Origin of the sequence: Duganella sp. CF402 (assembly GCF_900109645.1) — a bacterium.
In the GTDB taxonomy this organism is placed as follows: Bacteria; Pseudomonadota; Gammaproteobacteria; order Burkholderiales; family Burkholderiaceae_D; genus Rugamonas.
In genome coordinates this window covers 2774158-2799191 of record NZ_FOBG01000001.1, presented here as the reverse complement: position 1 = coordinate 2799191, position 25034 = coordinate 2774158, and the positions used below count along the sequence as shown (strand labels likewise).

The 25034-nt window shown below is 64.6% G+C and carries 24 protein-coding genes; 12 read left to right on the top strand and 12 right to left on the bottom strand.

The genetic code is table 11. From position 1 onward, the window contains the following. The first annotated feature begins 1 nt into the window (after nucleotide 1). Nucleotides 2-628, top strand: a complete 627-nt coding sequence (gene eda, locus BMZ70_RS12550; RefSeq protein WP_092274436.1) for a bifunctional 4-hydroxy-2-oxoglutarate aldolase/2-dehydro-3-deoxy-phosphogluconate aldolase — start codon at nucleotides 2-4, stop codon at nucleotides 626-628. 30 nt (nucleotides 629-658) lie between these two features. Here eda and BMZ70_RS12545 read toward each other — a convergent pair whose 3' ends face one another. Continuing rightward, nucleotides 659-1558, bottom strand: a complete 900-nt coding sequence (locus BMZ70_RS12545; RefSeq protein WP_092274433.1) for a LysR family transcriptional regulator — start codon at nucleotides 1556-1558, stop codon at nucleotides 659-661. Between the two features lie 78 nt (nucleotides 1559-1636). Between BMZ70_RS12545 and BMZ70_RS12540 the strand changes: the two genes are divergently transcribed. Then, entirely contained in the window at nucleotides 1637-2368 is a 732-nt protein-coding gene (locus tag BMZ70_RS12540; RefSeq protein WP_092274430.1) for an NAD(P)H-dependent oxidoreductase, read from the top strand. Here BMZ70_RS12540 and BMZ70_RS12535 read toward each other — a convergent pair. Then, nucleotides 2312-3748 (bottom strand): cytochrome P450, encoded by a 1437-nt coding sequence (locus tag BMZ70_RS12535; protein ID WP_092274427.1) that lies wholly within the window; start codon nucleotides 3746-3748, stop codon nucleotides 2312-2314. The two genes, BMZ70_RS12540 and BMZ70_RS12535, sit on opposite strands and share 57 nt — an antisense overlap. A 90-nt stretch (nucleotides 3749-3838) precedes the next feature. Between BMZ70_RS12535 and BMZ70_RS29210 the strand changes: the two genes are divergently transcribed. Further along, on the top strand, nucleotides 3839-4684 hold the full coding sequence (locus tag BMZ70_RS29210; protein ID WP_092274424.1) for a helix-turn-helix domain-containing protein: 846 nt from the start codon (nucleotides 3839-3841) through the stop codon (nucleotides 4682-4684). Nucleotides 4685-4693: 9 nt separating this feature from the next. Here the strand turns inward: BMZ70_RS29210 and BMZ70_RS12525 are convergent, their stop codons facing one another. The 3 genes from BMZ70_RS12525 to BMZ70_RS12515 are packed head-to-tail and all read right to left on the bottom strand — an operon-like array spanning nucleotide 4694 to nucleotide 6634. Then, the gene (locus BMZ70_RS12525) at nucleotides 4694-5626 is read right to left on the bottom strand and encodes a sensor domain-containing diguanylate cyclase (RefSeq protein WP_092274421.1); all 933 of its coding nucleotides are present in this window, start codon (nucleotides 5624-5626) and stop codon (nucleotides 4694-4696) included. Nucleotides 5627-5633: 7 nt separating this feature from the next. Beyond that, nucleotides 5634-6260: a chemotaxis protein CheC gene (locus tag BMZ70_RS12520; RefSeq protein WP_092274419.1), complete on the bottom strand. Its 627-nt coding sequence runs from the start codon at nucleotides 6258-6260 to the stop codon at nucleotides 5634-5636. A 2-nt stretch (nucleotides 6261-6262) separates the two neighbouring features. Then, nucleotides 6263-6634 carry a response regulator gene (locus BMZ70_RS12515; protein WP_092274417.1) on the bottom strand — a complete coding sequence of 124 codons (372 nt, stop codon included), beginning with the start codon at nucleotides 6632-6634 and terminating at the stop codon, nucleotides 6263-6265. Between the two features lie 179 nt (nucleotides 6635-6813). On the opposite strand from BMZ70_RS12515, the gene rpiA reads away from it, so the two are divergent. After that, nucleotides 6814-7491: a ribose-5-phosphate isomerase RpiA gene (gene rpiA / locus BMZ70_RS12510; RefSeq protein ID WP_092274415.1), complete on the top strand. Its 678-nt coding sequence runs from the start codon at nucleotides 6814-6816 to the stop codon at nucleotides 7489-7491. A gap of 61 nt (nucleotides 7492-7552) precedes the next feature. Here rpiA and BMZ70_RS12505 read toward each other — a convergent pair whose 3' ends face one another. Together BMZ70_RS12505 and argA are read right to left on the bottom strand one after the other, a co-directional pair. Beyond that, on the bottom strand, nucleotides 7553-7825 hold the full coding sequence (locus BMZ70_RS12505) for an oxidative damage protection protein (RefSeq protein WP_092274412.1): 273 nt from the start codon (nucleotides 7823-7825) through the stop codon (nucleotides 7553-7555). 34 nt (nucleotides 7826-7859) lie between these two features. Beyond that, nucleotides 7860-9170: an amino-acid N-acetyltransferase gene (gene argA / locus BMZ70_RS12500; RefSeq protein ID WP_092274409.1), complete on the bottom strand. Its 1311-nt coding sequence runs from the start codon at nucleotides 9168-9170 to the stop codon at nucleotides 7860-7862. Nucleotides 9171-9226: 56 nt separating this feature from the next. Here argA and hrpA point away from each other — a divergent pair, with 56 nt between their 5' ends. The 3 genes from hrpA (at nucleotide 9227) to BMZ70_RS12485 (ending at nucleotide 15084) form a co-directional block, all read left to right on the top strand. Continuing rightward, entirely contained in the window at nucleotides 9227-13276 is a 4050-nt protein-coding gene (gene hrpA, locus BMZ70_RS12495; RefSeq protein ID WP_092274406.1) for an ATP-dependent RNA helicase HrpA, read from the top strand. A gap of 66 nt (nucleotides 13277-13342) precedes the next feature. Beyond that, nucleotides 13343-14443, top strand: coding sequence for an extracellular catalytic domain type 1 short-chain-length polyhydroxyalkanoate depolymerase (locus BMZ70_RS12490; RefSeq protein ID WP_165403481.1), 1101 nt, complete (start codon nucleotides 13343-13345; stop codon nucleotides 14441-14443). Nucleotides 14444-14661: 218 nt separating this feature from the next. Then, entirely contained in the window at nucleotides 14662-15084 is a 423-nt protein-coding gene (locus BMZ70_RS12485) for a hypothetical protein (RefSeq protein WP_092274403.1), read from the top strand. Nucleotides 15085-15086: 2 nt separating this feature from the next. Here the strand turns inward: BMZ70_RS12485 and BMZ70_RS12480 are convergent, their stop codons facing one another. Further along, the gene (locus BMZ70_RS12480) at nucleotides 15087-16352 is read right to left on the bottom strand and encodes a putative Na+/H+ antiporter (RefSeq protein WP_092274400.1); all 1266 of its coding nucleotides are present in this window, start codon (nucleotides 16350-16352) and stop codon (nucleotides 15087-15089) included. A gap of 114 nt (nucleotides 16353-16466) precedes the next feature. Between BMZ70_RS12480 and imuA the strand changes: the two genes are divergently transcribed. Both imuA and BMZ70_RS12470 read left to right on the top strand, forming a co-directional pair. Next, on the top strand, nucleotides 16467-17162 hold the full coding sequence (gene imuA / locus BMZ70_RS12475; RefSeq protein ID WP_092274397.1) for a translesion DNA synthesis-associated protein ImuA: 696 nt from the start codon (nucleotides 16467-16469) through the stop codon (nucleotides 17160-17162). Further along, nucleotides 17089-18555 carry a Y-family DNA polymerase gene (locus BMZ70_RS12470; protein WP_092274394.1) on the top strand — a complete coding sequence of 489 codons (1467 nt, stop codon included), beginning with the start codon at nucleotides 17089-17091 and terminating at the stop codon, nucleotides 18553-18555. The genes imuA and BMZ70_RS12470 overlap by 74 nt, the downstream gene beginning before the upstream one ends. 1 nt (nucleotide 18556) lies before the next feature. Here the strand turns inward: BMZ70_RS12470 and BMZ70_RS12465 are convergent, their stop codons facing one another. Then, nucleotides 18557-18754 carry a DUF1653 domain-containing protein gene (locus tag BMZ70_RS12465; protein ID WP_092274389.1) on the bottom strand — a complete coding sequence of 66 codons (198 nt, stop codon included), beginning with the start codon at nucleotides 18752-18754 and terminating at the stop codon, nucleotides 18557-18559. A 13-nt stretch (nucleotides 18755-18767) separates the two neighbouring features. Here BMZ70_RS12465 and BMZ70_RS12460 point away from each other — a divergent pair, with 13 nt between their 5' ends. Further along, complete coding sequence (locus BMZ70_RS12460; protein ID WP_092274386.1) at nucleotides 18768-19526, top strand: alpha/beta hydrolase family protein; 759 nt, start codon at nucleotides 18768-18770, stop codon at nucleotides 19524-19526. On the opposite strand, the gene BMZ70_RS12455 is transcribed toward BMZ70_RS12460, so the two are convergent. From BMZ70_RS12455 to BMZ70_RS12445, 3 genes are read right to left on the bottom strand one after another with little or no spacing between them, the layout of a single operon-like run. Next, the gene (locus BMZ70_RS12455; protein WP_092277803.1) at nucleotides 19523-19861 is read right to left on the bottom strand and encodes a hypothetical protein; all 339 of its coding nucleotides are present in this window, start codon (nucleotides 19859-19861) and stop codon (nucleotides 19523-19525) included. The two genes, BMZ70_RS12460 and BMZ70_RS12455, sit on opposite strands and share 4 nt — an antisense overlap. A gap of 27 nt (nucleotides 19862-19888) precedes the next feature. Further along, nucleotides 19889-20815, bottom strand: coding sequence for a sensor domain-containing diguanylate cyclase (locus BMZ70_RS12450; RefSeq protein ID WP_092274383.1), 927 nt, complete (start codon nucleotides 20813-20815; stop codon nucleotides 19889-19891). A gap of 40 nt (nucleotides 20816-20855) precedes the next feature. After that, nucleotides 20856-22730 (bottom strand): M61 family metallopeptidase, encoded by a 1875-nt coding sequence (locus BMZ70_RS12445; protein WP_092274380.1) that lies wholly within the window; start codon nucleotides 22728-22730, stop codon nucleotides 20856-20858. Nucleotides 22731-22906: 176 nt separating this feature from the next. Between BMZ70_RS12445 and BMZ70_RS12440 the strand changes: the two genes are divergently transcribed. Both BMZ70_RS12440 and BMZ70_RS12435 read left to right on the top strand, forming a co-directional pair. Beyond that, a complete protein-coding gene (locus BMZ70_RS12440; protein ID WP_092274377.1) occupies nucleotides 22907-23359 on the top strand; it encodes an Hsp20 family protein in 453 nt (150 codons plus the stop codon). A gap of 156 nt (nucleotides 23360-23515) precedes the next feature. Continuing rightward, on the top strand, nucleotides 23516-25009 hold the full coding sequence (locus tag BMZ70_RS12435; RefSeq protein ID WP_092274374.1) for a Do family serine endopeptidase: 1494 nt from the start codon (nucleotides 23516-23518) through the stop codon (nucleotides 25007-25009). Nucleotides 25010-25034: the final 25 nt, after the last annotated feature.

Sequence of the window (25034 nt, the reverse complement as noted above, 5' to 3'; positions counted from 1 at the left end):
TATGACTCTGTCCCTGCTCGATATTATGCGTACTTCGGCCGTGATCCCTGTGATCGCGATCGATGATCCTGACCACGCCGTACCGCTGGCGAAAGCGCTGGTGGCCGGTGGCATCCGCGTGCTGGAAGTGACCCTGCGCACCAAGCACGGCCTGGGTGCGATCAAGGCGATGTCGGAAGTGGAAGGCGCCATCGTCGGCGTCGGCACCCTGACCCAGCCGGAAGAATTCGCCGCCTCGCGCGATGCGGGCGCGGTGTTTGGCGTGTCGCCGGGCCTGACCCCGGCGCTGATCGCCGCCGCCAAGAGCAGCGGCCTGCCGCTGCTGCCGGGCGTGATGACGCCGTCGGAAGTGATGGTGGCGCGCGAACAGGGCTTCAAGCAGCTCAAGCTGTTCCCGGCGGTGCCGGCGGGCGGCGTGGGCATGTTGAACGGCATCGGCGGCCCGCTGCCGGACATCACCTTCTGCCCGACCGGCGGCATCTCGATCGAGACCGCGCCACAGTTCCTGAAACTGAAGAACGTGGCCTGCGTCGGCGGCTCCTGGCTGACGCCAAAAGACCTGATGGCCAACGGTGAATGGGACAAAATCACCGAACTGGCAAAAGCAGCCAGCGCCCTGCGCGGCTAACTCCCCAAACGACGCTACGGCGTCGTTTTTTTATGTGCTAACGCTGCGGGCGATGTGCTCGCGCAGCCATTGGTGGGCTGGGTCGCGGTGCGAGCGTTCGTGCCAGAGCATGGCCATTTCGTAGCCGGGGATGTCGACCGGCGGCGGCACTACGCGCAGGGCCGGGTTGTCGCGCACCAGCCGCTCCGGCAGCATCGCCACCAGGTCGGTGCTGGCCAGTGCCGAGATCACGAACAGGAAGTGCGGCACAGATAGCGCCACGCGCCGCGTCATGCCCGCTTGCGCCAGCGCTTTGTCGGTGGCGCCGCTGAAGCCGCCGCCGTCCGGCGAGACGATCACGTGTTCCAGTTCGCAGAATTGTTTGAGCGTCGGCTTGCGCTTCAGGCGCGGATGGCCGGTGCGGCCCGCGAGGACGTAGTGCTCCTTGAACAGCCGGCGGTGGCGCATGCCTTGCGGCGCATCTTCGCTGGTGTGGAAGGCGAGGTCGATGATGCCTTGTTCCGCCTGCCGGACGATGTGCGGCGGCGCCAGTTCCAGCACGGCCAGCCGCGTGCCGGGCGCCGCGCTGCGCAGCCCGGCCATTGCCGGTAGCAGGATGGTCGATTCTGCATAGTCGGTGGCCGCCACCCGCCAGGTGTTTTGCGCTTGCGCCGGATCGAAGGCGGCAGCCGGGGAGACGGCGGCGCTCAGCGCTTCCAGCGCCAGTCGCAATGGCTCGCGCAGCTCTTCGGCGCGGGCGGTCGGGCGCATGCCGCGCGGGCCTGGCAGCAACAGCGGATCGCCAAAAATGTCGCGCAGTTTGGCCAGGTGCACGCTGATCGACGGCTGCGAAAAGTTCAGCCGTTCCGCCGCGCGCGTGACGTTATGCTCGGACAGCAGCACGTCCAGCGTCACCAGCAGGTTGAGGTCGAGGCGCCTGAGATTATTCATGTCTATAGCTGGAATACTGGGAATTCATTTCTACTATACCTGATGCGGGCCTATGCTGAGGTTTTTATGGAGTCTCACATGAACGTCTTGATTGTCTATGCCCACCCCGATCGCAACTCGCTGAACGCCGCGCTGAAAAACCACGCCGTGCAGCATCTGGAGGCCGCCGGCCACTCGGTGCAAGTGTCCGACCTGTATGCGATGGAGTGGAACGCCACGCTGGCCGCCAGCGAAATCCCGGAACGCGAACATCACCGCGCCGATGTCCTGCGCGAGCAGGAAAAGCTGCGCTGGGCCGATACGGTGATTTTCCAGTTCCCGTTGTGGTGGTTCTCCATGCCCGCCATCATGAAGGGCTGGTTCGACCGCGTGTACACGCTGGGCTTCGGCTACGGCATCGGCGAGCACTCCGACAAGCGCTGGGGCGACCGCTATGGCGAAGGCTCGCTGGCTGGCAAGCGCGCCATGCTGATGGTGACCACCGGCGGCTGGGAGTCACACTACGCCCCGCGCGGCATCAACGGCGCGGTGGAGGATCTGCTGTTCCCTATCCATCACGGGATGCTGTTCTATCCGGGCATGGACGTGTTGCCGCCGTTCCTGGTCTACCGCGCCGGCAGCATGGACCAGGATCGTTTTGCGGCTTTGAGCAAAGCGTTGGAACACCGGCTCGACACGCTGGCGGCCACGCCGCCGATTCCGTACCGCCGCCAGAACCACGGCGACTACGACATTCCGGCGATGACGCTGAAGTCAGATCTGGAGCCCGGCGTGGTCGGCTTCAAGGCGCATCTGCAATCCTATCGGTGACATGGTGAAGCCCATGAGTTCTTCCGGAGCGGCGCCGGTGGCGGTGTCGATGGACTGAATGCCGAAGCTGGAGAGCAGCATGGCGCTGGCCAGTTTGATTTCCAGCAAGGCCAGATATCTGCCGGGACAGGTGCGCACGCCGGCGCCGAACGGCATGGAGACGTGCTTGTTGATGCTTTGCTCGCCTTGTTGCAGCCAGCGTTCCGGGCGGAAGTCGGCGGCGTTGGGAACGTGCGCGTCCGACACGCTGTCGTTGCGCATCACGCACCACAGCAAGCCGCCTTTCGGCACCTGCACGTCGCCCACCACACTGTCGCGCAGGGCTTCCAGCGGAATGAACGGCGCCACCGGCTTGAGGCGCATGGCTTCCTGCGCGCAGGCGTCGAGATAGTCCAGCGCATCCATCTGCTCGATGCTGAACGCATCCGGGTCCGGCGCCACGCGCAGCACCTCCTCGCGCGCCTTTTGCATCGCCGAGGGATTCCGCTGCAGCAGATACAGCATCCATGCCAGTGAATTGCTGGTGGTGTCCTCGCCTGCCAGCAGCATGGTGGTGACGTTGCCCGCCACCGCCACGTCATCGACGCCGCTGCCGCCTTCCTCGGCCGCGCAGATCATCGCTTCGAGCAGGTTGGCCGGACGCTGGCGCCGCTGCGGTTGCGCCGCCAGCCGCGCGCGCGCCGCAGCGATCAGGTCATCCACCGCCTTGCGCAACGCCAGCAGGCTGGCGTCCAGCTGCCGGTCCTGCGGCAGCTTCAGATAGCGCCAGTACGGGAACAGCGCGATCGAGCGCCGCGCCACCGCCGGCAGCACCACGTCCATATGGCGCTGGATCACATCCTCGCCGCCGTCGATGGTATTGACCTCGGTGCCAAACGCCAGCCCGGCGATGACGTCTACGCTGTAGCGCTTCAAATCCTCGGCCAGGTCGATGACGGCGCCGTCGCGCGCGGCCTGCCGCCAGCGCCGTTGCAGGCGCTGCGCCACCGACACCAGCGACGGAAAGTAAGCTTTCACCGCATGCGGCGCCAGCGCCGCCATCACCATGCGCCGCTGGTCGCGCCACGCCGCGCCTTCGGCCAGGAACACGCCGGGCAGGCCGCCCATCTCATCGGAGATATGGGCGGTAATCGAGGGCCGGCGGAAGCCGTCGGGCCGGTCGCGCAGCACCGCGCTCACCAGTTCATGGCTGGACACCACCAGGATCGGCGCGCGGCCGAAGCGGATCGTAAACAGCGGGCCGTATTGCTTGCTCCACGCCTCCACATCCTGATGAATGCGCAATGGCCGCATCTGCGGCAAGTTGCCGGCCAGCGGCCACGGACGCGGTCCGGGCAGGTCGTTCATGTGGCGAAGTTCAGCGGTCAGTGCGGTCTGCATGTCGGGCTTCCTCTGTTGACGATGCCTTAGTGTGCGCCCGTCCAGCGGTGCGCGTATTGAACGATTCCGACATGGTATAAACTATTTGACATGAATCCCGCCCAACTGAGCACCCGCCTGATCTTCCCGCGCAAGTCGCTGGCGTCCTGCGTGCGCGCCTACATCGAGCGCAGCACGCTCGAAGCGCCGCTGGCCGAGGCGCAGGACCGCTACAACCATTTCCCCGCCACGCCGCACTGTTCGATTACCTACTACATCGACGGCGAGGCCGAAGTGGTGGAGCCGGCCAACGCGCCGCAGGAGCGCATCCGCGTGGTGTTCTGCGGCCCGCAAACGCGGCCCATCGTGACCTACAATCCGGGACCGGTGCGGGTGCTGATGGTGATGTTCTATCCGCAGGTGCTGCACGCCATGTTCGGCCTTGATGTGTCGCAGTGGGTGGACCGCTGGGCGCCGGTCGAGCAGGCGCTGGGGCCGGAGTGGCTGGCCCTGAGCGATGCGGTGCTGGCCGCGCCGCGCGAGGGCGTGGCGCTGGTTGAAGCCTTCCTCGAACCGCGCTGGCAGGCCGCCCGTCCCGGCGGCGCCAGCGCCACCGCGGTGGCCGGCGACTGGGTGCGCCACATGGCGGCGCAGGCGGCCGATACCGCGCTGGGACGCGGCGTGCGCAATATCGAGCGCCGCATCAAGGCCAGGGCAGGGCAGCCGCTGCGCAAGCTATTGCGCTTGCAGCGCGCCGAGTTGTCCTTCTTCGAGGCGCGCGAGGAATTCATGAACGGCAAGCCGGTGTGGTCCGATATCGCGGCGCGCGGCGGCTACGCGGATCAGGCGCACCTGTGCCGCGAGGCGCGCGAAATCACCGGCCACACGCCCGGCGAACTGGCGCGCGTGCTGGCCTCCACCGATGAGCGCTACTGGATTTACCGGATCTGGAATTGAGGCGGGACGTTACACGGTGGCGATGCGATTGCGGCCGCCGCGCTTGGCCTGGTACAGCGCGCGGTCGGCGCTGCCGATCAGCGCTTCGATCTCCACCGGCGCGTCGGCCTTCTGGGTGGCGATGCCGATGCTGACCGTCACCAGCTGCGAGGCGTCGCTGCTGCGCTCATGCGGGATCGCCAGCTCCTGCGCCCGCGCGCGGATCGCATCGGCCATCAGCATCGCCTGCTCGACGTCGGTCTCGGGCAGGATCATGGCGAATTCCTCGCCGCCGTAGCGCGCCATCAGGTCGCACGGCCGCTTCAGCATGCCCGCCAGCGCGGCCGCCACCTGGATCAGGCACTGGTCGCCTTTCTGGTGGCCGTAATGGTCGTTGTAGGCCTTGAAGTGGTCGATGTCGATCATCAGCAGCGTCAGCGGCGTGCTGCTGCGCTTGGCGCGCCGGTGTTCCTTTTCCATCGCCACGTCGAAGTGGCGGCGGTTGGCGATGCCGGTCAGGCCGTCCGAGAAGGTCTGCGAGCGCAGCACCATCGCCTGCTCGCGCAGCAGCTTTTCGCGGCCCACCGCGATGCTGACATCGCTGATCTGGATCAGGCAGTGGCGCGCCGCGCCGTCCACCGCGATCGGCGTCACTTCCAGCGCCTGCTGGATGCGTTCGCCGCGCGCGTACAGCGCGAACGGCGCCTTGTTCAGGGTCTGCGACAGCAGCGACGGGAAGTTGTTGTGCAGCGCATGCTGGATCGCCGCGTCCACCCGCCCGCCGCGCAGGCCGTGGCAGATCTCGAACAAGTCGTGCCCCAGCACCTGCTCGTGCGCCAGCCCCGAATGGCGCACCATCCAGGCATTCCACAGCACGATGCGGCGCTCTTGATCGAGCACAATGGCGCCCAGGCTCACCGCGCAGAACACGCTCTCCAGCAGGGGCAGGCGCTGCGGCGTCATGGCTGCCTCACCCCTGGCCCATCGCGCGCGCGATGTAGAGGTTGATCTGCTCTTTCAAGTCGTGCAGCGCCGACAGGTCCAGCACGAAGGCGACGTAGCCGTGGATCTGGTGCTTCTCGAGCAGGAAGTCGATGTGCAGCATCAGCACCACGCTGCCGGCCGCGCTGCCGGTGGCGGTGAGGATTTCGTCGCTGGTGCCGACGTGGTACTGCGGCAGCGAGCCTTGCAGCTCGCGCTGGAAGATATTGGCCAGCGTGCCGACGCAGGAGTTGAGCATGATGTTGCCGATCTCGCACATGGCCTCCTGCTCCATGTCGGTCAGCTCCTTGAGCGGCACCGCTTCGCCCACCATCAGGCGCACGATTTCCAGGCTTTTGTCTTCCGGGAACATGAGGATGGCCTCGGTCTCGAAGGCGCCGTCGAAGTGCTGGCTGACGCCGCAGATGCGCTCGGGCGCGCCGTCGCTCTGGCCCAGCAGGCGCGCCGCCTCGGCGCGCGGGATGAAGCTGATCGAGGGCACCGACATGCGCACCGCCTCATTGACGATGGCGCTCATCGAGGCCGCCGCCTGGCCCACGCCGATGTTGAAGATCTCGATCAGGGCGTCGTTTTCCAGTTCGCTCAGGTTGAACATGGTTACGCCGCTTCCAGCGTGGCCAGCAGCTGGGCGATGCGCGCCTCGGTGATCGGCTTCTCGACAAAGCCGATGCCCATCGCGCTGGCGCGTTCGCGGGTGGCCGTTTGCACGTTGGCCGTCAGCAGCGAGATCGGCACGCTGGGGAATTCCTGGCGCAGCTGTTCGGCGGCGGCGATGCCGCCCATGCCGGGCATGTTGACGTCCATCAGGATCAGGTCCGGCGCCACGTGGCGCGCCTTGACCAGCGATTCCTCGCCGGTGCCGGCCTCCTCGACGATCCAGTCGGCGCGCAGGCCGGCGATGTACTGCCGCGCCATCATGCGCGAGACGCGGCTGTCATCGACAATCAAGACTGTTTTGGTAGTTGTCATGTCTTATCCCCGGCGATGGTCTTGTGGTCATTCTCGCATATCCGGCCCGCTTGGAGACCAGCTTGTGCAAGTCTGCTACACCGCAATGTTGCCCGTGTTGTCTCAGCGCAATTTTTGAGCAAAAAGCGCGGTGGTAAAATAGCGCCATTCCCGATTTTCCCATCTCTTATAGATTTATCATGACCCAAGACGAACTGAAACAAGCCGTAGCCCGTGAAGCCATTGCCTATGTGGTGGAAAACCAGATCATCGGCGTCGGCACCGGCTCCACCGCCAATTTCTTCATCGACGAACTGGCCAAGATCAAGCACAAGATCAAGGGCACCGTGGCGTCGTCGGAAGCGACTGCGGCCCGCCTGCGCGGTCACGGCATCGAAGTGTTCGACTTGAACGACGTGGCGGAAATGGCGGTGTACATCGACGGCGCCGACGAAATCGATAACTCCGGCGCCATGATCAAGGGCGGCGGCGCGGCGCTGACGCGCGAGAAGATCGTGGCCTCGGTGGCCAAGCAGTTCGTCTGCATCGCCGATGGTTCGAAGCTGGTGGACGTGATGGGCAAGTTCCCGCTGCCGGTGGAAGTGATTCCGATGGCGCGCGCCTCGGTGGCGCGTGAGCTGGTCAAGCTGGGCGGCACGCCGAAGCTGCGTTTGAAGCCGGGTACGGACGAGGCGTTTGTGACCGATAACGGCGGCTATCTGCTGGATGTGGCGGGGCTGTCGATTACCGAGCCGAAGGCGTTGGAAGAGAAGATCAACCAGATCGTCGGTGTGATTGCGGTGGGCTTGTTTGCCGCGCGCGGCGCCAATGTCTGCCTGCTGGGGACTGCGGAAGGCGTGAAGACGCTGAAGTTCTGATATGTCGTCCCGGCGCAGGCCGGGACCCAATTGGATTCCGGCCTGCGCCGGAATGACGACGTTACTCCGCTGGCGGCACGTAACCCTGCGCCGCATCGGCGCCGTCGCCGAAGAAGTGTTTTTCCATCTGCGTGGCCAGGTATTTGCGGGCACGCTGGTCGGCCAGGTTCAGGCGGTTTTCGTTGACCAGCATGGTCTGGTGCTTGAGCCATGCCGCCCACGCTTCCTTCGATACCTGCTCGTAAATCTTCTTACCCAGTTCACCCGGATACGGCGGGAAGTCCAAGCCCTCGGCTTCCTTGTTGAGTTTAATGCATTGAACGGTGCGGGCCATGTGGGTTGCTCCTAAAGCGAATCTAAAAACGAGATTATAAGGTCTTAATCAGAACCTGGGATTTGCGCTGCCAGTTGTACATGCGCTGACGGTCCTTCGGCAGGGCGTCCACGGTGGCCGGCGCGAAGCCGCGCTTGATGAACCAGTGCGCGGTGCGGGTGGTCAGCACGAACAGCTTTTGCACGCCCAGCGCGCGCGCCCGGTTTTCCATGTGCTTGAGGATGCGGTCGCCGTCGCCCTGGCCTTGCACTTCCGGGTTGACGGTCAGGCACGCCATTTCGGCCATTTTCTGCTCCGGGAACGGGTACAGCGCGGCGCAGCCGAAGATCACGCCATCGTGCTCGATCACCGAGAACATCTCGATTTCACGCTCGATCAGCTCGCGCCCGCGCTTGACCAGCGTGCCGTCCGCCTCCAGCGGTTCGATCAGCTTGATGATGCCGCCCACGTCTTCAATGGTGGCGGTGCGCAGCGATTCGAGGTTCTCGTGCGAGATCATGGTGCCCACGCCGTCGTGGGTGAACAGTTCCAGCAGCGCCGAGCCGTCCATGTCGAACGAGACGATGTGCGAGCGCTCGACGCCGTTGTCGCAGGCCTTGATGCAGTGCTTGAGATAGAACGCGGTGGCGTCGGGCAGGAAGCCGGCCTGCAGCACGGCTTCGGCCTGGTGCGAGGACAGTTCGCGGATTTCGGCGCCGGCAGCGTCGGTCATCAACGGCGTTTCGGTGATGAAGATCAGCTTGTCGGCGTGCAGCGCGATGGCGGTCGAGCAGGCCACGTCTTCCATCGTCAGGTTGAACGCCTCGCCGGTCGGCGAGAAGCCCAGCGGCGACAGCAGCACCAGGCCGTCCGAGCCGAGGATCGAGTGGATGGTCTCGGCGTCGACCTTGCGGGTGACGCCGGTCAGCTCGAGGTCGACGCCGTCGATCACGCCGAGCGGCTTGGCGGTGATGAAGTTGCCGGAAATGATACGGATTGCCGCGTTCGACATCGGCGTGTTCGGCAAGCCCTGGCTGAACGCGGCCTCGATGTCGAGCCGCAGTTCGCCGGCCGCTTCCTTGGCGCATTCCATCGCGGCGGTGTCGGTGATGCGCAGGCCGTTGTGGAAGCGGCCTTCGACGTTACGCAGGGCCAGTTGTTCGGCCACCTGCGGGCGCGAGCCGTAGATCACGGTGACGTTGATATCGAGCGCGTGCAGCAGCGACAAATCGTGGGCCAGCACCGGCAAGGCGCCGGCGGCCACCAGTTCGCCGGGGAAGGCGACCACGAAGGTCTTGCCGCGGAAAGCGTGGATGTAGGGCGCGACGGAGCGCAGCCATTGGACGAATTGGGTAGGGTTTTCCATTAGCCGCATTATAATTCGGGGCGCGACGTCCGCGCCAAATACCTTTGTAAAAAACAATGTCAGAAGCCAGCAACAAGCCACAAAAACCGTCTTCCAGCCCTCAAACCGCTGCCAATCGCCCTCCGCAAGGGCGCGGGCCGCGCCGTGAGCCCAAGCCGCGCCTGACGCCGGAGGAACAAGCTGCGCGCGAGGCCGAGCGCAATTTCCGTAATCCGCTGCCGCCGATTACCTTCCCGGAAGACCTGCCGGTCTCCGGCCGTCGCCACGAGATCGCCGAAGCGTTGCGAAATAATCAGGTCATCATCGTCTCGGGTGAAACCGGTTCCGGCAAGACCACCCAGTTGCCGAAGATTTGCCTGGAACTGGGACGCGGCCAGAAAGGCCTGATCGGCCACACCCAGCCGCGCCGCATCGCCGCTTCCTCGACCGCCAAGCGCATCGCCGTGGAACTGGGCTCGCCGCTGGGCGAGCACGTGGGCTTCAAGGTGCGCTTTGCCGACACGCTGCAAAAAGGCGCCTCGGTCAAGCTGATGACCGACGGTATCCTGCTGACCGAAACCCAGAGCGACCCGCTGCTCAAGGCCTACGACACCATCATCATCGACGAGGCGCACGAGCGCAGCCTGAACATCGACTTCCTGCTCGGCTACCTGAAGCAGCTGCTGCCGCGCCGCCCGGACCTGAAGATCATCATCACCTCGGCCACCATCGACGCCGACCGCTTCGCGCGCCACTTTGGCACGCCGGAGAAGCCGGCGCCGGTGATCGAGGTCTCGGGCCGCCTGTACAAGGTGGAAGTGCGCTACCGCCCGATCGAGAGCGACGTGCCGGCCGGCGCCAACGCCGCCGCCATCGCCAACGCCGAAGGCAAGGGCGCCCGCACCGCCGCCGCCCGCGACAAGCGTGACCTGATGGACGCGGTGGTCGACAGCGTCGACGAACTGGCGCGCATCGGCTCCGGCGACATCCTGGTGTTCCTGCCGGGCGAGCGCGAGATCCGCGACGCCGCCGAGGCGCTGCGCAAGCACCATCCGCCGCATGTGGAAATCCTGCCGCTGTTCGCCCGCCTGTCGGCCGAGGAGCAGGAGCGCGTGTTCAAGCTGACCAATGCGCGCCGCATCGTCCTGTCCACCAACGTGGCCGAGACTTCGCTGACCGTGCCCGGCATCCGCTACGTGGTGGACGCCGGCCTGGCGCGCGTCAAGCGCTACAGCTACCGCAACAAGGTAGAGCAGCTGCAGATCGAACCGATCGCGCAATCGGCCGCCAACCAGCGCGCCGGCCGCTGCGGCCGCGTCGCCGACGGCGTGTGCATCCGCCTGTACGACGAGCAGGATTTCAACCTGCGTCCGAAATTCACCGAGCCGGAAATCCTGCGTTCCTCGCTGGCCTCCGTCATCCTGCGCATGAAGACCCTGCATCTGGCCGATGTGGAGACCTTCCCCTTCATCGAGCCGCCGCTGGCGCGCGCGATCGCGGACGGCTACCAGCTGCTGCAGGAACTGGGCGCGGTCGATGAGTACAACCAGATCACGCCACTGGGCAAGAAGCTGGCCAAGTTGCCGCTCGATCCGCGCGTCGGCCGCATGATCCTGGCGGCGCTGGACAACGTCTGCCTGAACGAGGTGCTGATCATCGCCTCGGCGCTGTCGGTGCAGGATCCGCGCGACCGTCCGCTGGAACACCAGCAGGCGGCCGACGAGGCGCACAAGAAGTTCGCCGACGAGAAGTCCGAATTCCTCAGCTACATCAAGATCTGGAAGTGGTTCGAAAACGCGATTGAGCACAAGAAGACCAATCGCCAGCTGCAGGACAACTGCCGCACTAACTTCCTGTCGCAACTGCGCCTGCGCGAATGGCGCGACGTGCACTCGCAACTGCTCACCATCGTCAAGGAGCAGGGCTGGCGCCTGAACGAAACGCCGGCCACCTATGAAAACCTGCACATGGCGCTGTTGACTGGATTGTTGGGCAACGTCGGCTTCAAGCAGGAAGACGATCCGGGCTTCCTCGGCGCGCGCGGCATCAAGTTCAATATCTGGCCGGGTTCCTACCTGAGCAAAAAGCCGGGCAAGTGGGTGATGGCGGCGGAGCTGGTCGACACCACGCGCCTCTACGCGCGCTGCATCGCGCAGATCCAGCCGGAGTGGTTGGAAAAGGTCGGCGGCCACCTGCTGAAGAAATCGTGGGGCGAGCCGCGCTGGGAAAAACGCTCGGCGCAGGTGACGGCCTCGGAACGTGCGACCTTGTACGGGCTGGTGGTGTACAGCCAGCGCCGCATCAACTACGGCTTGTTCAATCCTGCCGAAGCGCGCGAGATTTTCATTCGCGATGCGCTGGTTGGCGGCGATTATGAGACGCGTGCACCGTTCTTCGCGCACAACCACAAGCTGGTAAAAGAGATTGAGAACCTCGAGCACAAGTCGCGCCGTCAGGACGTGCTGGTGGACGATGAATTGATCGCGGCCTTCTACGACAAGCTGATTCCGGCGGACGTGGTCAATGGCGCTGGCTTCGAGAAGTGGCACAAGGACGTCACGGCCAAGGAACCGAAGCTGCTGTTCCTGAACCGCGATGAACTGATGCGCCACGAGGCGGCCGGCGTCACCACCGACCTGTTCCCGAAGAAGATGAACGCGGCCGGCCTTGAGCTGGCGCTGACTTACCACTTCGAGCCGGGCAGCGTGCGCGATGGCGTGACGCTGGCGGTGCCGCTGTATGCGCTGAACCAGCTGTCGCGTGAACGCTGCGAATGGCTGGTGCCGGGCATGTTGAAGGAGAAGGTGCACCTGCTGCTGAAGTCCCTGCCGCAGAAACTGCGCCGCCACTGCGTGCCGCTGCCGGAGTACGCGGCCAAGTTCTGCGAGCGCGTGGAGGAGGCGCACGCCTTCGGCCGTGGCGAGCTGATTGACGCCATCATCGCCGACATCCGCAAGCAGATTACGATTACGCCGCTGACCACCGACTTCAAGCCGGAAACGTTGCCCGCGCACCACTTCATGAACTTCAAAGTGATCGACGAGCATGGCCGCCAGTTGGACATGGGCCGTAACCTGGCGACGCTGCAAGCCGAATACGGCACGCAAGCGCGCGAGAGCTTCCAGAAGATGGCCGAAGCCTCCGGCCCGCAATCGACCGTCGCCGCCCGCGCCGTCGTTCCGGCCAAGAGCAACGTCGCTCCGACGAAGAGCACCGTCGCACCGGCGAAGGCCGGTGCCCATGCTGAAGTGGCGCCGCCTGCGACCAACAACATCACCCTGACCAACCTGACCTCCTGGACCTTCGGCGAACTGCCCGAACTGCTGGAAATCGCCCAAGGCAAACTCACGCTGATCGGCTTCCCGGCACTGGTTGACAAAGGCACGCACTGCGACCTCGAAGTCTTCGACGATCCAACGGTTGCCGCGCGCACGCACCGGGTGGGCCTGCGCCGCCTGTTTGCCCTGCAGATGAAAGACCAGATCAAGTTCATCGAAAAGAGCATCCCCAACCTGCAGCAAATGGGCATGCAGTTCATGAGCATGGGCACGCAGGAAGAACTGCGCGAGCAGATCATCAACAAAGCGCTGGATATCGCCTGCCTGCAGGACCCGCTGCCGATCGACGCCGCCAGCTTCGCCAAGCGCAAGGACGAAGGCAAATCGCGCCTGGTGCTGCTGGTGAACGAGATCGCGCGCCTGCTGTCGCAAGTGCTGACCGAATTCCACGGCTTGCCGAAACGCCTGCAAGGCCTGTCGCAGCAAGCGGCGCAAGACATGCAACAGCAGTTGCAAGGCCTGGTCCACAAACGCTTCCTGCAAGAGAACGAGTACAGCCAGCTGGCACACTTCCCGCGCTACCTGAAGGCGATGAACGTCCGCATCGAAAAACTGCGTGGCGATCCGGCGCGCGACACCAAACTGATGTCCGAGTGGCAGCAAGCCGCAGCGGCGTGGCAGCGCGCGAACCGCGATAAATCGGCCGGCAAAAACACCGATCCGAAAATGGTGGAATTCCGCTGGATGCTGGAAGAACTGCGCGTGTCCCTGTTCGCACAGGAGCTGCGCACGCCGATGCCGGTATCGGCCAAGCGCTTGCTCAAAGTATGGGAGTCGATGCAGCGCTAAGCGCGCTGCCGTACGCTGCACGCAGCAGCTTTTCGGTAGACTAATTTGCAACAGGAGGACGTTGCAATGAAAGTCAACACCGGCAAGCTGCTGCGAAGCCTGATCCGCGCCGGCAAGAGCACAGCGAAACTCATCGCCGTCGCCACCGCGCCAGCCAAGCCAAAGCGCAAACGCGCCGCCGCCAAGCCCCGCGCCACAGGCGCCGGTGCTGCGCCGGCCACGCGCGCCTCCGCTGCGCGCCCGGGCGCCATGCCGCTTATCCGCGCCGCCAAGCCGCGCACGTTGTCGTCCGCGTCATCCGCCATCGCGCCGGGTAAATGGCTATCCGCCCACGTCCCTACCGCAGCCGGGCAGCAGATGCGCTACTGGCTCTACCTGCCGGACCGCCTTACACCGCCCGAAGGCCTGATCGTCATGCTGCACGGCTGTCACCAAAGCGCCACGCAATTCGCCCAAGGTACGCGCATGAACCTGCACGCCGAAAAAGCCGGCTACGCAGTCCTCTACCCGCAGCAACTCACCAGCCACCACGCCCAACGCTGCTGGAAATGGTTCGACCGCGCCACCCAAGCCGGCGGCGGCGATGTCCCCACCATCATCAGCATGATCCACAAAGTGCTGACGCAATATCCCATCGACCGCCGCCGCATCTACGTCGCCGGCATCTCCGCTGGCGCCGGTATGGCCAACATCCTGGCGCTGAACCATCCAGATCTGTTCGCCGCAATGGGCCTCCACTCCGGTCCCGTGTTCGGCGCCGCCCATAGCACCCTGAGCGGCATCGGCATCATGCAACACGGCGCTGGCCTGCGCACCGACAGCATCGCCCACGACATCCTGCAACAGCCAACACAGTTCCCCGGCATGCCTGCCATCCTGATACAAGGCCAGAGCGACACCGTAGTCCGCCCCATCAACCAGGCGCAGTTGATGCGCCAAAGCCTGCTGCTCAACCGCCTCGCAGGCCCGCCCAAGATCACCGACAAACCACGCAGCCGCATGCACGACTTCTACGTCGGCCGAAAACTCATGCTGCGCGCCATCCTGGTCGACCAACTGGAACACGCCTGGAGCGGCGGCGATCCGGCACTGGCCTTCAACGCCAAGGCAGGACCGAACGCCAGCAAAATGATGCTGGAGTTTTTTGCCCGCCACCTGCGTACCTGATGATACGGCGACGTGACGCGCAAGGATATATAGGGTGGGGTCTTTTTTTTCGGCGTTTTACTAAAATTTCCTATTCCGTACTAAGCATTACTAATCGCCGATATTCCGAACTAAAAGCGCATATGGCTACTCTAATATTTTAGTAAAAAATAGCGCGCTTTAGTAACGCTTAGTCGGAATTAGTAGCGCTTAGTAAAATGCCTTTTTTCGGAGACCCCATGATGGGTACTTTCAGCTTTCCCTACCGTTTGCCGAATGAGTTGATGGAGGAATTTGGCGCCTTTATCGGGGTGCACTGGTGCGGCCTGGAGATGGAAGCCCCGATTTGCGACGCCATCCGTGCCTACATGAATCCGCAGCCTGCGGCGCAGGCGCAGCGGGACGCCGTGATCGACGCCGGCTATCAATGGAAGCAAGTCTTCCTGCCGGAAGGCACTCGGCTGCGCGCCAGCTTCGGCCGCACGTCGTATTTCGCCGTGGTTCAGGGCAGCGAAATCCGCAGCGGCAACCGCAACGCCTGGAAAGCCGTATGGCTGCGTTTTCCGGGCAGCGAGCAATGGATACTGGCCGACACCTGCCGCGCGCAGCAGAAAGCCGTGATAACGCGCCTGTTTGAGGCCAACGAAGCGCCGCAAGCGTAATTTCAGAGCAGCAGGAACGCCAGCGCTGCTAAGGCGGTAGGGGCCAGGGCGCCGGCCAGCAGGCCTACGGTGCCGATGGATTGGTCGTGGAAGCCGCGCCGCAGTAGCGCGACCCCCGCCGGGTTGGGCGCGTTGGCGATGACGGTCAGGCCGCCGCCGGTTACCGCGCCGGCCATCAGCATGTATTGCGCATGGGCCGACATGCCGTCGATCAGCGAGCCGAGATAGGTGAGGGCGGCGTTGTCGGTGATCGCGGTCAGGCTCATCGCGCCGAAGAACAGCGCCAGCGGCGACAGGCTTTCCACGATCGGCTGCAGCCACCATTGCTGCATCCCGCCCAGCACCACCAGCCCGGCCAGGAAGAAGCCCACCAGCAGGCCTTCCTTGATGATCAGCGGATTCTGGTAGCGCTGGTAGGCCGTGGTGAATCCGAGGAACAGCATGAACACGCCGAGGAACAGCACCGGGTGATGGCCCAGCACCACCACTGCCGCCAGGAAGCCAAGATGGATCAGCGTGACCATCAGTGGCACAGGCGCCGCCGCCGGCGCATTGTTCGCGCCAACGCCCGCATCGGCCGCCGCACGCAGGTGCTTGCGCAGCACGAAACTGATCGCCGTCGCGTTGACCAGCACCGCCAGCGTGGCCTTCCAGCCGAACTGCGACGCCATGAAGGCGCTGTCCCAATTCCAGGTGGCGGCCACCATCAGCACCGGCGGCGCGGCGTAGGCGGTCAGCAGGCCGCCGATCGAGATGTTCACGAACAGCACGCCCAGCGCCGCATACTTCAGCCATTCCGGCATGCCGTCGCGGAAAATCAGCGGCGCAAGCATCAGCGCGGCGAGCGTCATGGCGGCTGGCTCGGTAATCAGCGAGCCGGCCAGTGGCACCAGCGCCATGCCGAACCACACCAGCGCCAGTTCGCTCGACACCGGCATCAGCTTCGCCAGTGCCAGCAGCACGCGCTGCATGATATCCAGCACCGGCCGCGACGCTGCCACCACCATCACCACGAACACGAACAAGGGTTCGGTGTACTGGCGCGATTCGGCATAGGCAATCGCGGCCTGGCCGCCGTTGAGCAGGGCCATCGCAATTATCAGCACAAAGGCCCAGAAGCCGAACACCACCTCGACCTCACCCAGCAGGTGGAACAGCCCGGCATGACGCGGATGGCGGTGCGACAGCACCTCGAACGATTTGGCGGCGAAAGTGTGCAGCAGCGCCAGTCCGAACAGGATGGCGCCGACCAGTTGTATGGTTTGCAAAGTATGTCCTTTGATAATTGCTCTGATGGCATGGTACAGCAAACACGAATAAGCCTTGCCAAATAACGGTGCAAAGAGTACTGTGTATTTATACAGTATTTGCGATACAATGCCATGACTCTCCCGGAAACCGTGCACCCGTCCCTGTGGCGGGCAGACCAGCTCGCGCAAAGCGCCACGCGCTGCCTGGACACAGGCTTCGCCGCCTTGTCCGCGCAGCTGCCCGGCGGCGGCTGGCCGGTCGGCACGCTGATTGATCTGCTGGTGCAGCAGCACGGCATCGGCGAGTTGCGCCTGTTGCAGCCGGTGCTGGCCGCGCTGGACCAGCGGCCCATCGTGCTGCTGCAACCGCCGCACGCGCCGCAAGCGCTGGCGCTGGCGGCCCTGGGCATCGAACCGTCGCAGCTGCTGTGGGTGCGCAGCGGCGCCAGGGCCAGCGATGCGCTGTGGGCCGCCGAGCAAATCCTGCGCAGCGGCTGTTGCGGTGCGCTGCTGCTGTGGCAACAGCATGCGCGCGGCGAAACGCTGCGCCGCCTGCATCTGGCGGCGCAAAGCGGCGAGACCTTGTTCTGCATGCTGCGGCCGCTGGCGGCGGCGCAGGAGGCCTCGCCCGCGCCGTTGCGGCTGTCGCTGAAGCCGGCGGCCGGCGGCATCGATATCGGCTTTGTGAAGCGACGAGGACCGCAGCGCGACACGCCCTTGTTTTTACCCTTAACGCCTTCTTTGTTGCAACGTCATGCGCCTCTGGATAGCACTACACCTGCCACGGCTCCCGCTCGAAGTATTCTGCCCGCGCTGGTCGGAGGATAACTGCACGGTAGTGCTGGAGCAGGAGCGGGTGATCGCCATGTCCGATGCGGCCCACGGCGCCGGCGTGCATTTGGGCTTGCGGCGCGGCGGCGCCATCATGCTGGCGCCGCAGTCGCAGTTCCAGCAGCGCGCCTTGCCGCTCGAGCAGGAAGCATTGCAAGCGGTGGCAATGGCGCTGTTGCAGTTCACGCCGCAACTGGCGCAAGCGGAGGAGGCCACGCTGCTGCTGGACGTGGGCGCCAGCCTGCGCCTGTTCGGCGGTATCCGCGCCTTGTGCCGCAAGGTGGCCGACAGCGTGCGCGCGCTGGGCTTCACCGGCTGGCTCAGTTGTGCCCCCACGGCACGCGGCGCCTGGCTGCTGGCGCGCAGCAACAGCGGCCGCGCCTTGAAGATGGCCTCGCTGGAACGCCGCCTCGAGGCGCTGCCGGTCGACCTGCTGCCGCCGGCGCGGCCCTACCTGAGCTGGCTGGAAGGCGTCGGCTGCATGACCCTGGGCGACTTGTATCGCCTGCCGCGCCCCGGCTTGCAGCGCCGCTGCGGCCGCGCCTTGCTGGACATGCTGGACGACGCCCACGGCACCCGTCCCGAGCTGCATGAATGGCTGGCCGCCCCCGCCAGCTTCCACGCCAAAATGGAATTGTTCGACCGCGTGGAAAATGCCGAAGCGCTGCTGTTCGGCGCCCATCGCCTGCTGCTGCAACTGACTGGATGGCTGAGCGCGCACCAGCTGGCGGTCGAGCGCATCCGCCTGCTGTTGGAACATGAGCGCGGCCGCACCGCCGGGCCGCCCACCGTGATTGAAGTCGTGCTGGCCGAGCCCACCTGGCAAGACAGCCACCTGGTGCGGCTGCTGAAGGAGCGCCTCGCCAAGCAAACGCTGGACGCGCCGGTGATCGGCCTGCGCCTCGAGGCGCCGCAAGTGCAGCCGATGGCGCCGCTCAGCGATTCATTATTTCCCGAGCCGGGCGGCAGCAAGGAAGACTGGCAACGCCTGCTCGAACTGCTGGCCGCACGGCTCGGCGCGGACAACGTGCTGCAAGCCGTGCCGCGCGCCGACTACCGGCCCGAGCATGCCAACAGCTGGATCAGCATCCAGACCAAAGTCCGCCCGGCCGAAGCGCGCGCCCAGCTGCCGCCGGACATGGGCAGCCTGCCGCGTCCGGCCTGGCTGCTGGCCAAGCCGATCCCGCTGCTGATGCGCGACCACCGTCCGTACTACGGCTCGCCGCTGCGGATCCGCTCCACTGGCGAGCGCATCGAGGCCGGCTGGTGGGGCGAGATGCAAACCCGCGACTACTTCATGGCGCAAGGCGAAGACCACGCCCACTACTGGCTGTTCAAGGAGCGAGGGGACAAGGAACCGCGCTGGTATCTGCAAGGACTGTTCGCTTAATTTAATTAACCGCGTCGATCGGCTTGAAGCGCTGCACCTGCTGGCCATCGACTTCGATCATCTCGAAGAACACCTCGCGCGGACGGCACCAGATGCTGCCGTTGGCGGCGCGATATACAATCATGGTCGACAGGTCGGACTCCAGCGTGGCTTCGCACACCAGTTCGTAGATTCCGCCTTTGTAGTGTTGGTAACGCATTGACTATCCCTTTATGAAATCCCTACGATTAGAATTTATCGGCGCGCACGGCCACCAACTGGCGGCGCGCCTCGACGGCCCCGACGGCGAAGTCAAGGCCTACGCGCTGTTCGCCCATTGCTTCACCTGCGGCAAGGACGTGTTTGCCGCCCGCCGCGTGGCCGAAGCGCTGACCGACCACGGCATCGCCGTGCTGCGCTTCGATTTTACCGGCCTTGGCGCCAGCGGCGGCGAGTTCGCCGACACCAACTTCTCGTCCAACGTGGACGACCTGGTGGCCGCCGCCGACTTCCTGCGCGAGAACTATCAAGCCCCGCGCCTGCTGATCGGCCACAGCCTCGGCGGCGCGGCCGCGCTGGCCGCCGCCGACCAGATGCCGGAAGTGAAGGCGGTGGTCACCATCGCCGCGCCCAGCCATCCGACCTACGTCACCGGCATGTTCAGCCAACATCTGGACGAAATTGCGCGCGCAGGCGAAGCGGAGGTGCAACTGGCGGGACGGCCGTTCCGCATCCAGCAGCAATTCGTGGAGGACGCGGAAGGGCACAATTTGAAGTTGAAGATCGCCGGCCTGCGCCGCGCCTTGCTGGTGATGCACGCGCCGGGCGACGACACGGTCGCCCTCGGCAACGCGATGGAGATTTTCACGGCCGCCAAACATCCGAAGAGCTTCATCTCGCTCGACGACGCCGACCACCTGCTGACCGGCCGCGAGGACGCGATCTACGTCGCCAATCTGATCGCGATGTGGGCCGACCGCTACTTGTTTTAGAAGTCTTCCGACAAATCTTTCCAGCCCTTGCTGACAGCAAAGCTGGTGAATTCGTCCGGCGCTTCCAGCACCAGCAGGCGCGCTTCCTGCAGTACCGGGTCGCCGGCGGTCAGCTCCGGGCCTTTGTAGCCGACCGTGCGCAGCTGCGCCACCACGGCGGCGATCAGCGCCTTGTCCTTGTGCAGGCCGCTGATGGGCGCCTTGAAGTCGACGTACACATCGATCGCGCCATAACCTTCGTCGAAGATGCGGATCGCCTTGGCGTCGTGGGCACGGCCGGAACCGTCGGTGGCCTTGAAGGGGCCGCTCAGTTGGATGTCGGTGTCATTGTTCATGGCCGCAGCATACACCAATCGGCGCCGTCAGCGCGAGACCGTATTGCGGCCGTGGTGCTTGGCGCGGTACAGCGCCTGGTCGGCCAGCCGGTAGATTTCTTCCTGCGTCAGCGCCACCTCGGGCGTGATGAACGCCAGCCCCAGCGACAAGCTCACATGCTGCATCGGTGGATTGTCCGCATGCGCAATCTGCCGTCCCGCCATGCAGGCGCGCAGCTGCTCGGCCAGCGCCAGGCTCTCTTCCTCGCCGCTGCTGGCAAACAGGCAGGCGAACTCGTCGCCGCCGATGCGGAAGCACAGGTCGCCCGCGCGGTGGAAGGTTTGCCGCATGCATTCGGCCACCGCTTGCAGCACCGTGTCGCCCTGCGGATGGCCATAGGTGTCGTTGTATTCCTTGAAGCGGTCGACGTCGGCCAGCAGCAAGGTCAGGGTGCGCTGGTCGCGCCGTGCGCGCTGCTGTTCCTCCCTGAAGCGGAAGTTGTAATAGCGGCGGTTATGCAAGCCGGTCAGCTCGTCGGTGACGCTGTCGAGGCGGGCGCTGCGGGCATCGGTGATGTCGGCCGAGACGGCGCAGGTGGCGTACACCACGCCGTCCGCATCCATCAGCGGGAATTTGACGGTGGCGTAGGTGTGCAGGGTCTTGTCGCGGTGGTAGACCTGTTCTTCCTCGTGGATGGCGCGTTTTTCCAGCGCGGCGCGGCGGTCGTTGCGCCACAGCTGTTCGGCGATATCGTGGGGGAACAGCTGGAACACGTTCGAGCCGACGAAAGTTGCAGCATCGTAGCCATCGAGGATCTCGAAATGGCGGTTGGCCATCGTGACCGTGCCTTGCAGATTCTTGGTCGAGATCAGCACCGGCGCATTGTCCAGCAGCGCACGGAAAATGCGGTCCGATTCGCGCAGCTGGTCCAGCTCTGCGCTTGAGAGGGTGGGGGCGTCGTTCCGGTCGGGCATGAAGCCAGTATAGCGCCCCCTTTTCCTTGTTGCCGAAGAATTATTTCAACGGTTGCAAAATGGCCTCAAGGCGGTCCGGCGTGCCGTCGATGCGCTCCAGGCGCGGGTACTTCAGGCCGTCGTGGTAGTCCAGCGCCACTTCCTGGTACAGGCTGCCTTTCTTGATCAGCAGCTTGATCGGCTCCTTGGTACCCTTGGCGGCGGTCACCGCCGCGCGCAGCAGTTCCGGCTTGTAGGCGCGGCCGTTCACCGCCACCACCACATTGCCGCCCGCCAGGCCGGCCTTGAAGCCCACGCCTTCCCATTGCAAGGCTTCCAGCTTGCCATCCGCTGCCACCGAGAAGCCCAGCGAGTACTGGAAGTTGGCCGACTTGCTCTGGTCTTCCTGTGCCTTCAGGAAGTCGGTCGGTTTCTCGGTGTAGACCAGCTTCCAGCCGGCGCGGGCCAGGCCGTCCAGCGGCGCGCCCGGACCGTGGCCGTCGAGGCGGCTGCGCAGGAACGGCGCCCAGTCGTAAGGCTGGACCGCGTTGAGGGCTTTCACCACGTCCTCAAAGGTGTAGTGCCTGGCGACGTAGACGCCGTCATCGACGCCGAAGAACAGGCGCGCGAAATCGTTGAGCGATTTTTTCTCGCCCGACAGCTCGCGGATTTTGGTGTCGGCATCCAGCCAGATCAGTTCGCCTTCCGAGTAGTAATCCTCGGCGCGCTGCCAGTTGTTCCAGCCCTGCGGACGGCGCGCGTTGACGATAGGATCGTTGACGGTGTCCTGCACCGCGCGCCATTCGCGGCCTTTGACGTTGTCGTAGCGGGCGGCGGTGGCGGCGAGCAGGTCGCGCGTGTGCTCGGCCTTGATCAGGCCCGAGCGCGCGGCCAGCACCGCGCCCCAGTACTGGGTCTGGCCCTCGTACACCCACAGCAGTTCGTTTTGCAGCGGGGTATTGAAGTCCGGCACGTTCTGGCCGGCCGGGCGGCGGAACTTGCCATTCCACGAGTGGGTGAATTCGTGCGACAGCAGCTCGCGCCGCGCCTCGTATTTATTCCACTCGGTGAAGTAGCCGAGCTTGACGCCGTTCTCGCTCGACTGGTGATGCTCGCGGCCAATGCCGCCAAATTCATCGCTGATGGCGAACAGGAAATCGTAGTGCTGGTAGTGCTGCGAGTTGAACAGCTTGTAGGCTTGCTGCACCATCGCGCGGTGCGGCGCGATCTGTTCCGGCGTGGCCTCCAGCTGCTCCGGCGAGTCGGCCACCACGTTCAGGCGCACCGGGATTTTCGCGCCCGGATCAAGGTCGATCTGGCGGAAGTAGCGGCCGGCAAACAGCGGCGAGTCGATCAGGGTTTCCAGGTCGAGCGGCTTGAAGGCGACCTCGTCGCCATTGCGCGCCTGCTGTTCCAGCGCGCTGCCGTATTGCCAGCCGGCCGGCACCGTCAGGTTCGGCTGCACCTTGATATCGCGGCTGTTGTAGCCGGCCGGGTACAGCGTCACCGATTGCCATTGCACGCCGAGGATATCGTTGGTCATGGTGGTGCGGCCTTGATTCGCTTCCACCGGCGACAGGTACTGGAACTCCACCTCCACGCCTTTCGCGCCCTTCGGCACGTTGATGTGGAAGGCGTACACATTGACCGGGTCGCGCTGCCATGCCAGCGGCTGGCCGTTGGCGCTGACCTTGAGGCCGGCGAACTGGTTGATCGCGCCGCTAGGACCGTGGTTGCCGGGGATCCATTGCGGATACAGCAGCGTCAACTTGCCCGGCTTGGCCGGGATGCTTTCGCGGATACGGAAGATGTTTTGGGCGGTGTTGGAAGCATCCACTTTCAGGACGATGGTGCCCGGGTAAGGCAGGTCTGAAGCGGCCTGGGCGCTGAAGGCGGTAGCCAGCAGGGCGGCAAGTACGGCGCGGGTGAGGGACATAATTATTTGACAAAAAAGAGGAAGACAAGAGGAAGAGTGTAGCACGCAGGAAACGAAAAATTTTTTTAAAAAAACCTCTTGAAAGCATTTTGGCGCGACCTATATGGGGATCAGCGGTTGCCTGATTGTGGGGGCCGCCAACTTCCATATCGCTTAACTTGAAAAGGATATTTATCATGCGTACTTTCGACCTCGCCCCTCTGTACCGTTCCGCCATCGGCTTCGATCGTCTGGCACAACTGCTCAACGACGCCCAGCGCAACGACACCCCAAGCTATCCCCCATACAACATCGAGCTGGTCTCCGATGACCAGTACCGCATCGTGATGGCGCTGGCCGGCTTCAACCGCTCGGAAATCGACATCACCTTCGAGCGCGATGCGCTGACCGTGGTGGGCCGCAAGCAGAAGGACGTCAGCGAGCGCACCTACCTGCACCGCGGCATCGCGGCGCGCGATTTCGAGCAGCGCTTCCAGCTGGCCAACCACGTCAAAGTGACCGGCGCCAGCTTCGACAACGGCATGCTCACCATCGAACTGGTGCGTGAAATTCCGGAAGCGCTGAAGCCGCGCAAAATCGTCATCGACGGTGGCGACAACGTGACCGCACTGGAGCAGCGCGCAGCCTGATCCTGCTCTGATGTAGTAACGACAACTGGCCGGTTTATCCGGCCAGTTTTACGTTTGTATAGAGGTTTGTAAGCAGCTTTTTTGATTAAGTAGGGCCTAAGTTTTTAGCCTCATATTGGATACATCTAAAGTCCTCATTTGCATAGGAGAACCGTTATGTCCAACTCTACTCTCAAGCGTGCCGCTGTTGCCGTCGCCGTCATGGGCGTGGTCGGCCTGGGCGGTGCCGTCGCTGTCAAACAAAATGCCGCAGTGGCCGCCCCGCCGGTCGCTGCCGCAGTGGCGCCGGCTGCGTCGCCGGTTCCGGTCGCCGCACCTGCCATCTCGCTGCCCGACTTCAGCGTGATCGTCTCGCACAACGGTCCGGCCGTGGTTAACATCAGCGTCACCGGCAGCACCAAGACCGCTTACAACGGTCCGCAGGGCCGCGACGATCCGTTTGCCGACGATCCTTTCTATGAATTCTTCCGCCGCTTCCAGCAAGGCCCGCAGGGCCAGCGCGGCCAGCGCGCCCAGCCGACGCATGGCCTCGGCTCCGGCTTCATCATCAGCCCGGACGGCATCATCCTGACCAATGCGCACGTGGTGCGCGACGCCAGCGAGGTGGTGGTCAAGCTGACCGACCGCCGCGAATTCCGCGCCAAGGTGCTGGGTTCCGACCCGCAAAGCGACGTCGCCGTGCTGAAGATCGACGCCAAGAACCTGCCGGTGGTGCCGCTGGCCAAGGCCAACGATTTGAAAGTGGGCGAATGGGTGCTGGCGATCGGCTCGCCGTACGGCCTCGATAACACCGTCACCGCCGGCGTGGTCAGCGCCAAGGGCCGTTCGCTGCCGGATGGCAACGTGCCCTTCATCCAGACCGACGTCGCGGTCAATCCCGGCAACTCGGGCGGCCCGCTGTTCAACACGCGCGGCGAGGTGGTCGGCATTAACTCGCAGATCTACAGCCAGACCGGCGGCTACCAGGGCTTGTCGTTTGCCATCCCGATCGATGTGGCCAACAAGATCAAGAACCAGATCGTCGCCACCGGCAAGGTGGTGCACGCCAAGCTGGGCGTGACGGCGCAGGAAGTGAACCAGAGCTTTGCCGATTCCTTCAACCTGGAAACGCCGGAAGGCGCGCTGATCTCCAACGTCGAGCGCGGCGGCCCGGCCGACAAGGCCGGCCTGAAAGCCGGCGACGTGATCCGCGCCCTGAACGGCCAGAAGATCGTCAGCTCGGTCGACCTGCCGTCGATGGTCGGTCTGTCGACGCCGGGCGAGAAAGTCACGCTGGACGTCTGGCGCCAGGGCAAGCCGGTGCAGCTGACCGCCACCCTGGGCAACGCCAAGGACAAGGTGGCCGCGCAGGATGACGACGGCCCGGTCGACCAGGCCAGCGCCAAGCTGCGTCTCGGCCTGTCGCTGCGCCAGCTGGACGCGGCCGAACGGCGTGAAGCCGGCATCGGCAGCGGCCTGCTGATCCAGGACGCCGGCGGCGCCGCCGCCAGCGCCGGGGTGCAGCCGGGCGATGTGTTACTGTCGGTGAATGGCCGTCCGGTCAACAGCGTCGACCAGGTGCGCGAGGTGGTGGGCAAGGCCGGCAAGTCGGTGGCATTGCTGATCCAGCGCGGCGACGATAAAATCTTCATACCGGTCCGTTTGGGCTGAGGCAACACAACAAGGAAAACAATAA

Excerpts from the sequence above, each read along its gene's own strand:
- rpiA (WP_092274415.1), top strand. The coding sequence starts at position 6,814 with ATGACCCAAGACGAACTGAAACAAGCCGTAGCCCGTGAAGCCATTGCC.
- hrpA (WP_092274406.1), top strand. The coding sequence starts at position 9,227 with ATGTCAGAAGCCAGCAACAAGCCACAAAAACCGTCTTCCAGCCCTCAA.
- BMZ70_RS12455 (WP_092277803.1), bottom strand. The coding sequence starts at position 19,861 with ATGAACAATGACACCGACATCCAACTGAGCGGCCCCTTCAAGGCCACC.
- BMZ70_RS12450 (WP_092274383.1), bottom strand. The coding sequence starts at position 20,815 with ATGCCCGACCGGAACGACGCCCCCACCCTCTCAAGCGCAGAGCTGGAC.
- BMZ70_RS29210 (WP_092274424.1), top strand. The coding sequence starts at position 3,839 with ATGAATCCCGCCCAACTGAGCACCCGCCTGATCTTCCCGCGCAAGTCG.
- BMZ70_RS12445 (WP_092274380.1), bottom strand. The coding sequence starts at position 22,730 with ATGTCCCTCACCCGCGCCGTACTTGCCGCCCTGCTGGCTACCGCCTTC.
- BMZ70_RS12515 (WP_092274417.1), bottom strand. The coding sequence starts at position 6,634 with ATGACAACTACCAAAACAGTCTTGATTGTCGATGACAGCCGCGTCTCG.
- BMZ70_RS12535 (WP_092274427.1), bottom strand. The coding sequence starts at position 3,748 with ATGCAGACCGCACTGACCGCTGAACTTCGCCACATGAACGACCTGCCC.
- BMZ70_RS12540 (WP_092274430.1), top strand. The coding sequence starts at position 1,637 with ATGAACGTCTTGATTGTCTATGCCCACCCCGATCGCAACTCGCTGAAC.
- BMZ70_RS12470 (WP_092274394.1), top strand. The coding sequence starts at position 17,089 with ATGCGCCTCTGGATAGCACTACACCTGCCACGGCTCCCGCTCGAAGTA.
- argA (WP_092274409.1), bottom strand. The coding sequence starts at position 9,170 with ATGGAAAACCCTACCCAATTCGTCCAATGGCTGCGCTCCGTCGCGCCC.
- eda (WP_092274436.1), top strand. The coding sequence starts at position 2 with ATGACTCTGTCCCTGCTCGATATTATGCGTACTTCGGCCGTGATCCCT.
- BMZ70_RS12440 (WP_092274377.1), top strand. The coding sequence starts at position 22,907 with ATGCGTACTTTCGACCTCGCCCCTCTGTACCGTTCCGCCATCGGCTTC.
- BMZ70_RS12525 (WP_092274421.1), bottom strand. The coding sequence starts at position 5,626 with ATGACGCCGCAGCGCCTGCCCCTGCTGGAGAGCGTGTTCTGCGCGGTG.
- BMZ70_RS12505 (WP_092274412.1), bottom strand. The coding sequence starts at position 7,825 with ATGGCCCGCACCGTTCAATGCATTAAACTCAACAAGGAAGCCGAGGGC.
- BMZ70_RS12460 (WP_092274386.1), top strand. The coding sequence starts at position 18,768 with ATGAAATCCCTACGATTAGAATTTATCGGCGCGCACGGCCACCAACTG.
- imuA (WP_092274397.1), top strand. The coding sequence starts at position 16,467 with ATGACTCTCCCGGAAACCGTGCACCCGTCCCTGTGGCGGGCAGACCAG.
- BMZ70_RS12435 (WP_092274374.1), top strand. The coding sequence starts at position 23,516 with ATGTCCAACTCTACTCTCAAGCGTGCCGCTGTTGCCGTCGCCGTCATG.
- BMZ70_RS12520 (WP_092274419.1), bottom strand. The coding sequence starts at position 6,260 with ATGTTCAACCTGAGCGAACTGGAAAACGACGCCCTGATCGAGATCTTC.
- BMZ70_RS12465 (WP_092274389.1), bottom strand. The coding sequence starts at position 18,754 with ATGCGTTACCAACACTACAAAGGCGGAATCTACGAACTGGTGTGCGAA.
- BMZ70_RS12545 (WP_092274433.1), bottom strand. The coding sequence starts at position 1,558 with ATGAATAATCTCAGGCGCCTCGACCTCAACCTGCTGGTGACGCTGGAC.
- BMZ70_RS12485 (WP_092274403.1), top strand. The coding sequence starts at position 14,662 with ATGATGGGTACTTTCAGCTTTCCCTACCGTTTGCCGAATGAGTTGATG.
- BMZ70_RS12490 (WP_165403481.1), top strand. The coding sequence starts at position 13,343 with ATGAAAGTCAACACCGGCAAGCTGCTGCGAAGCCTGATCCGCGCCGGC.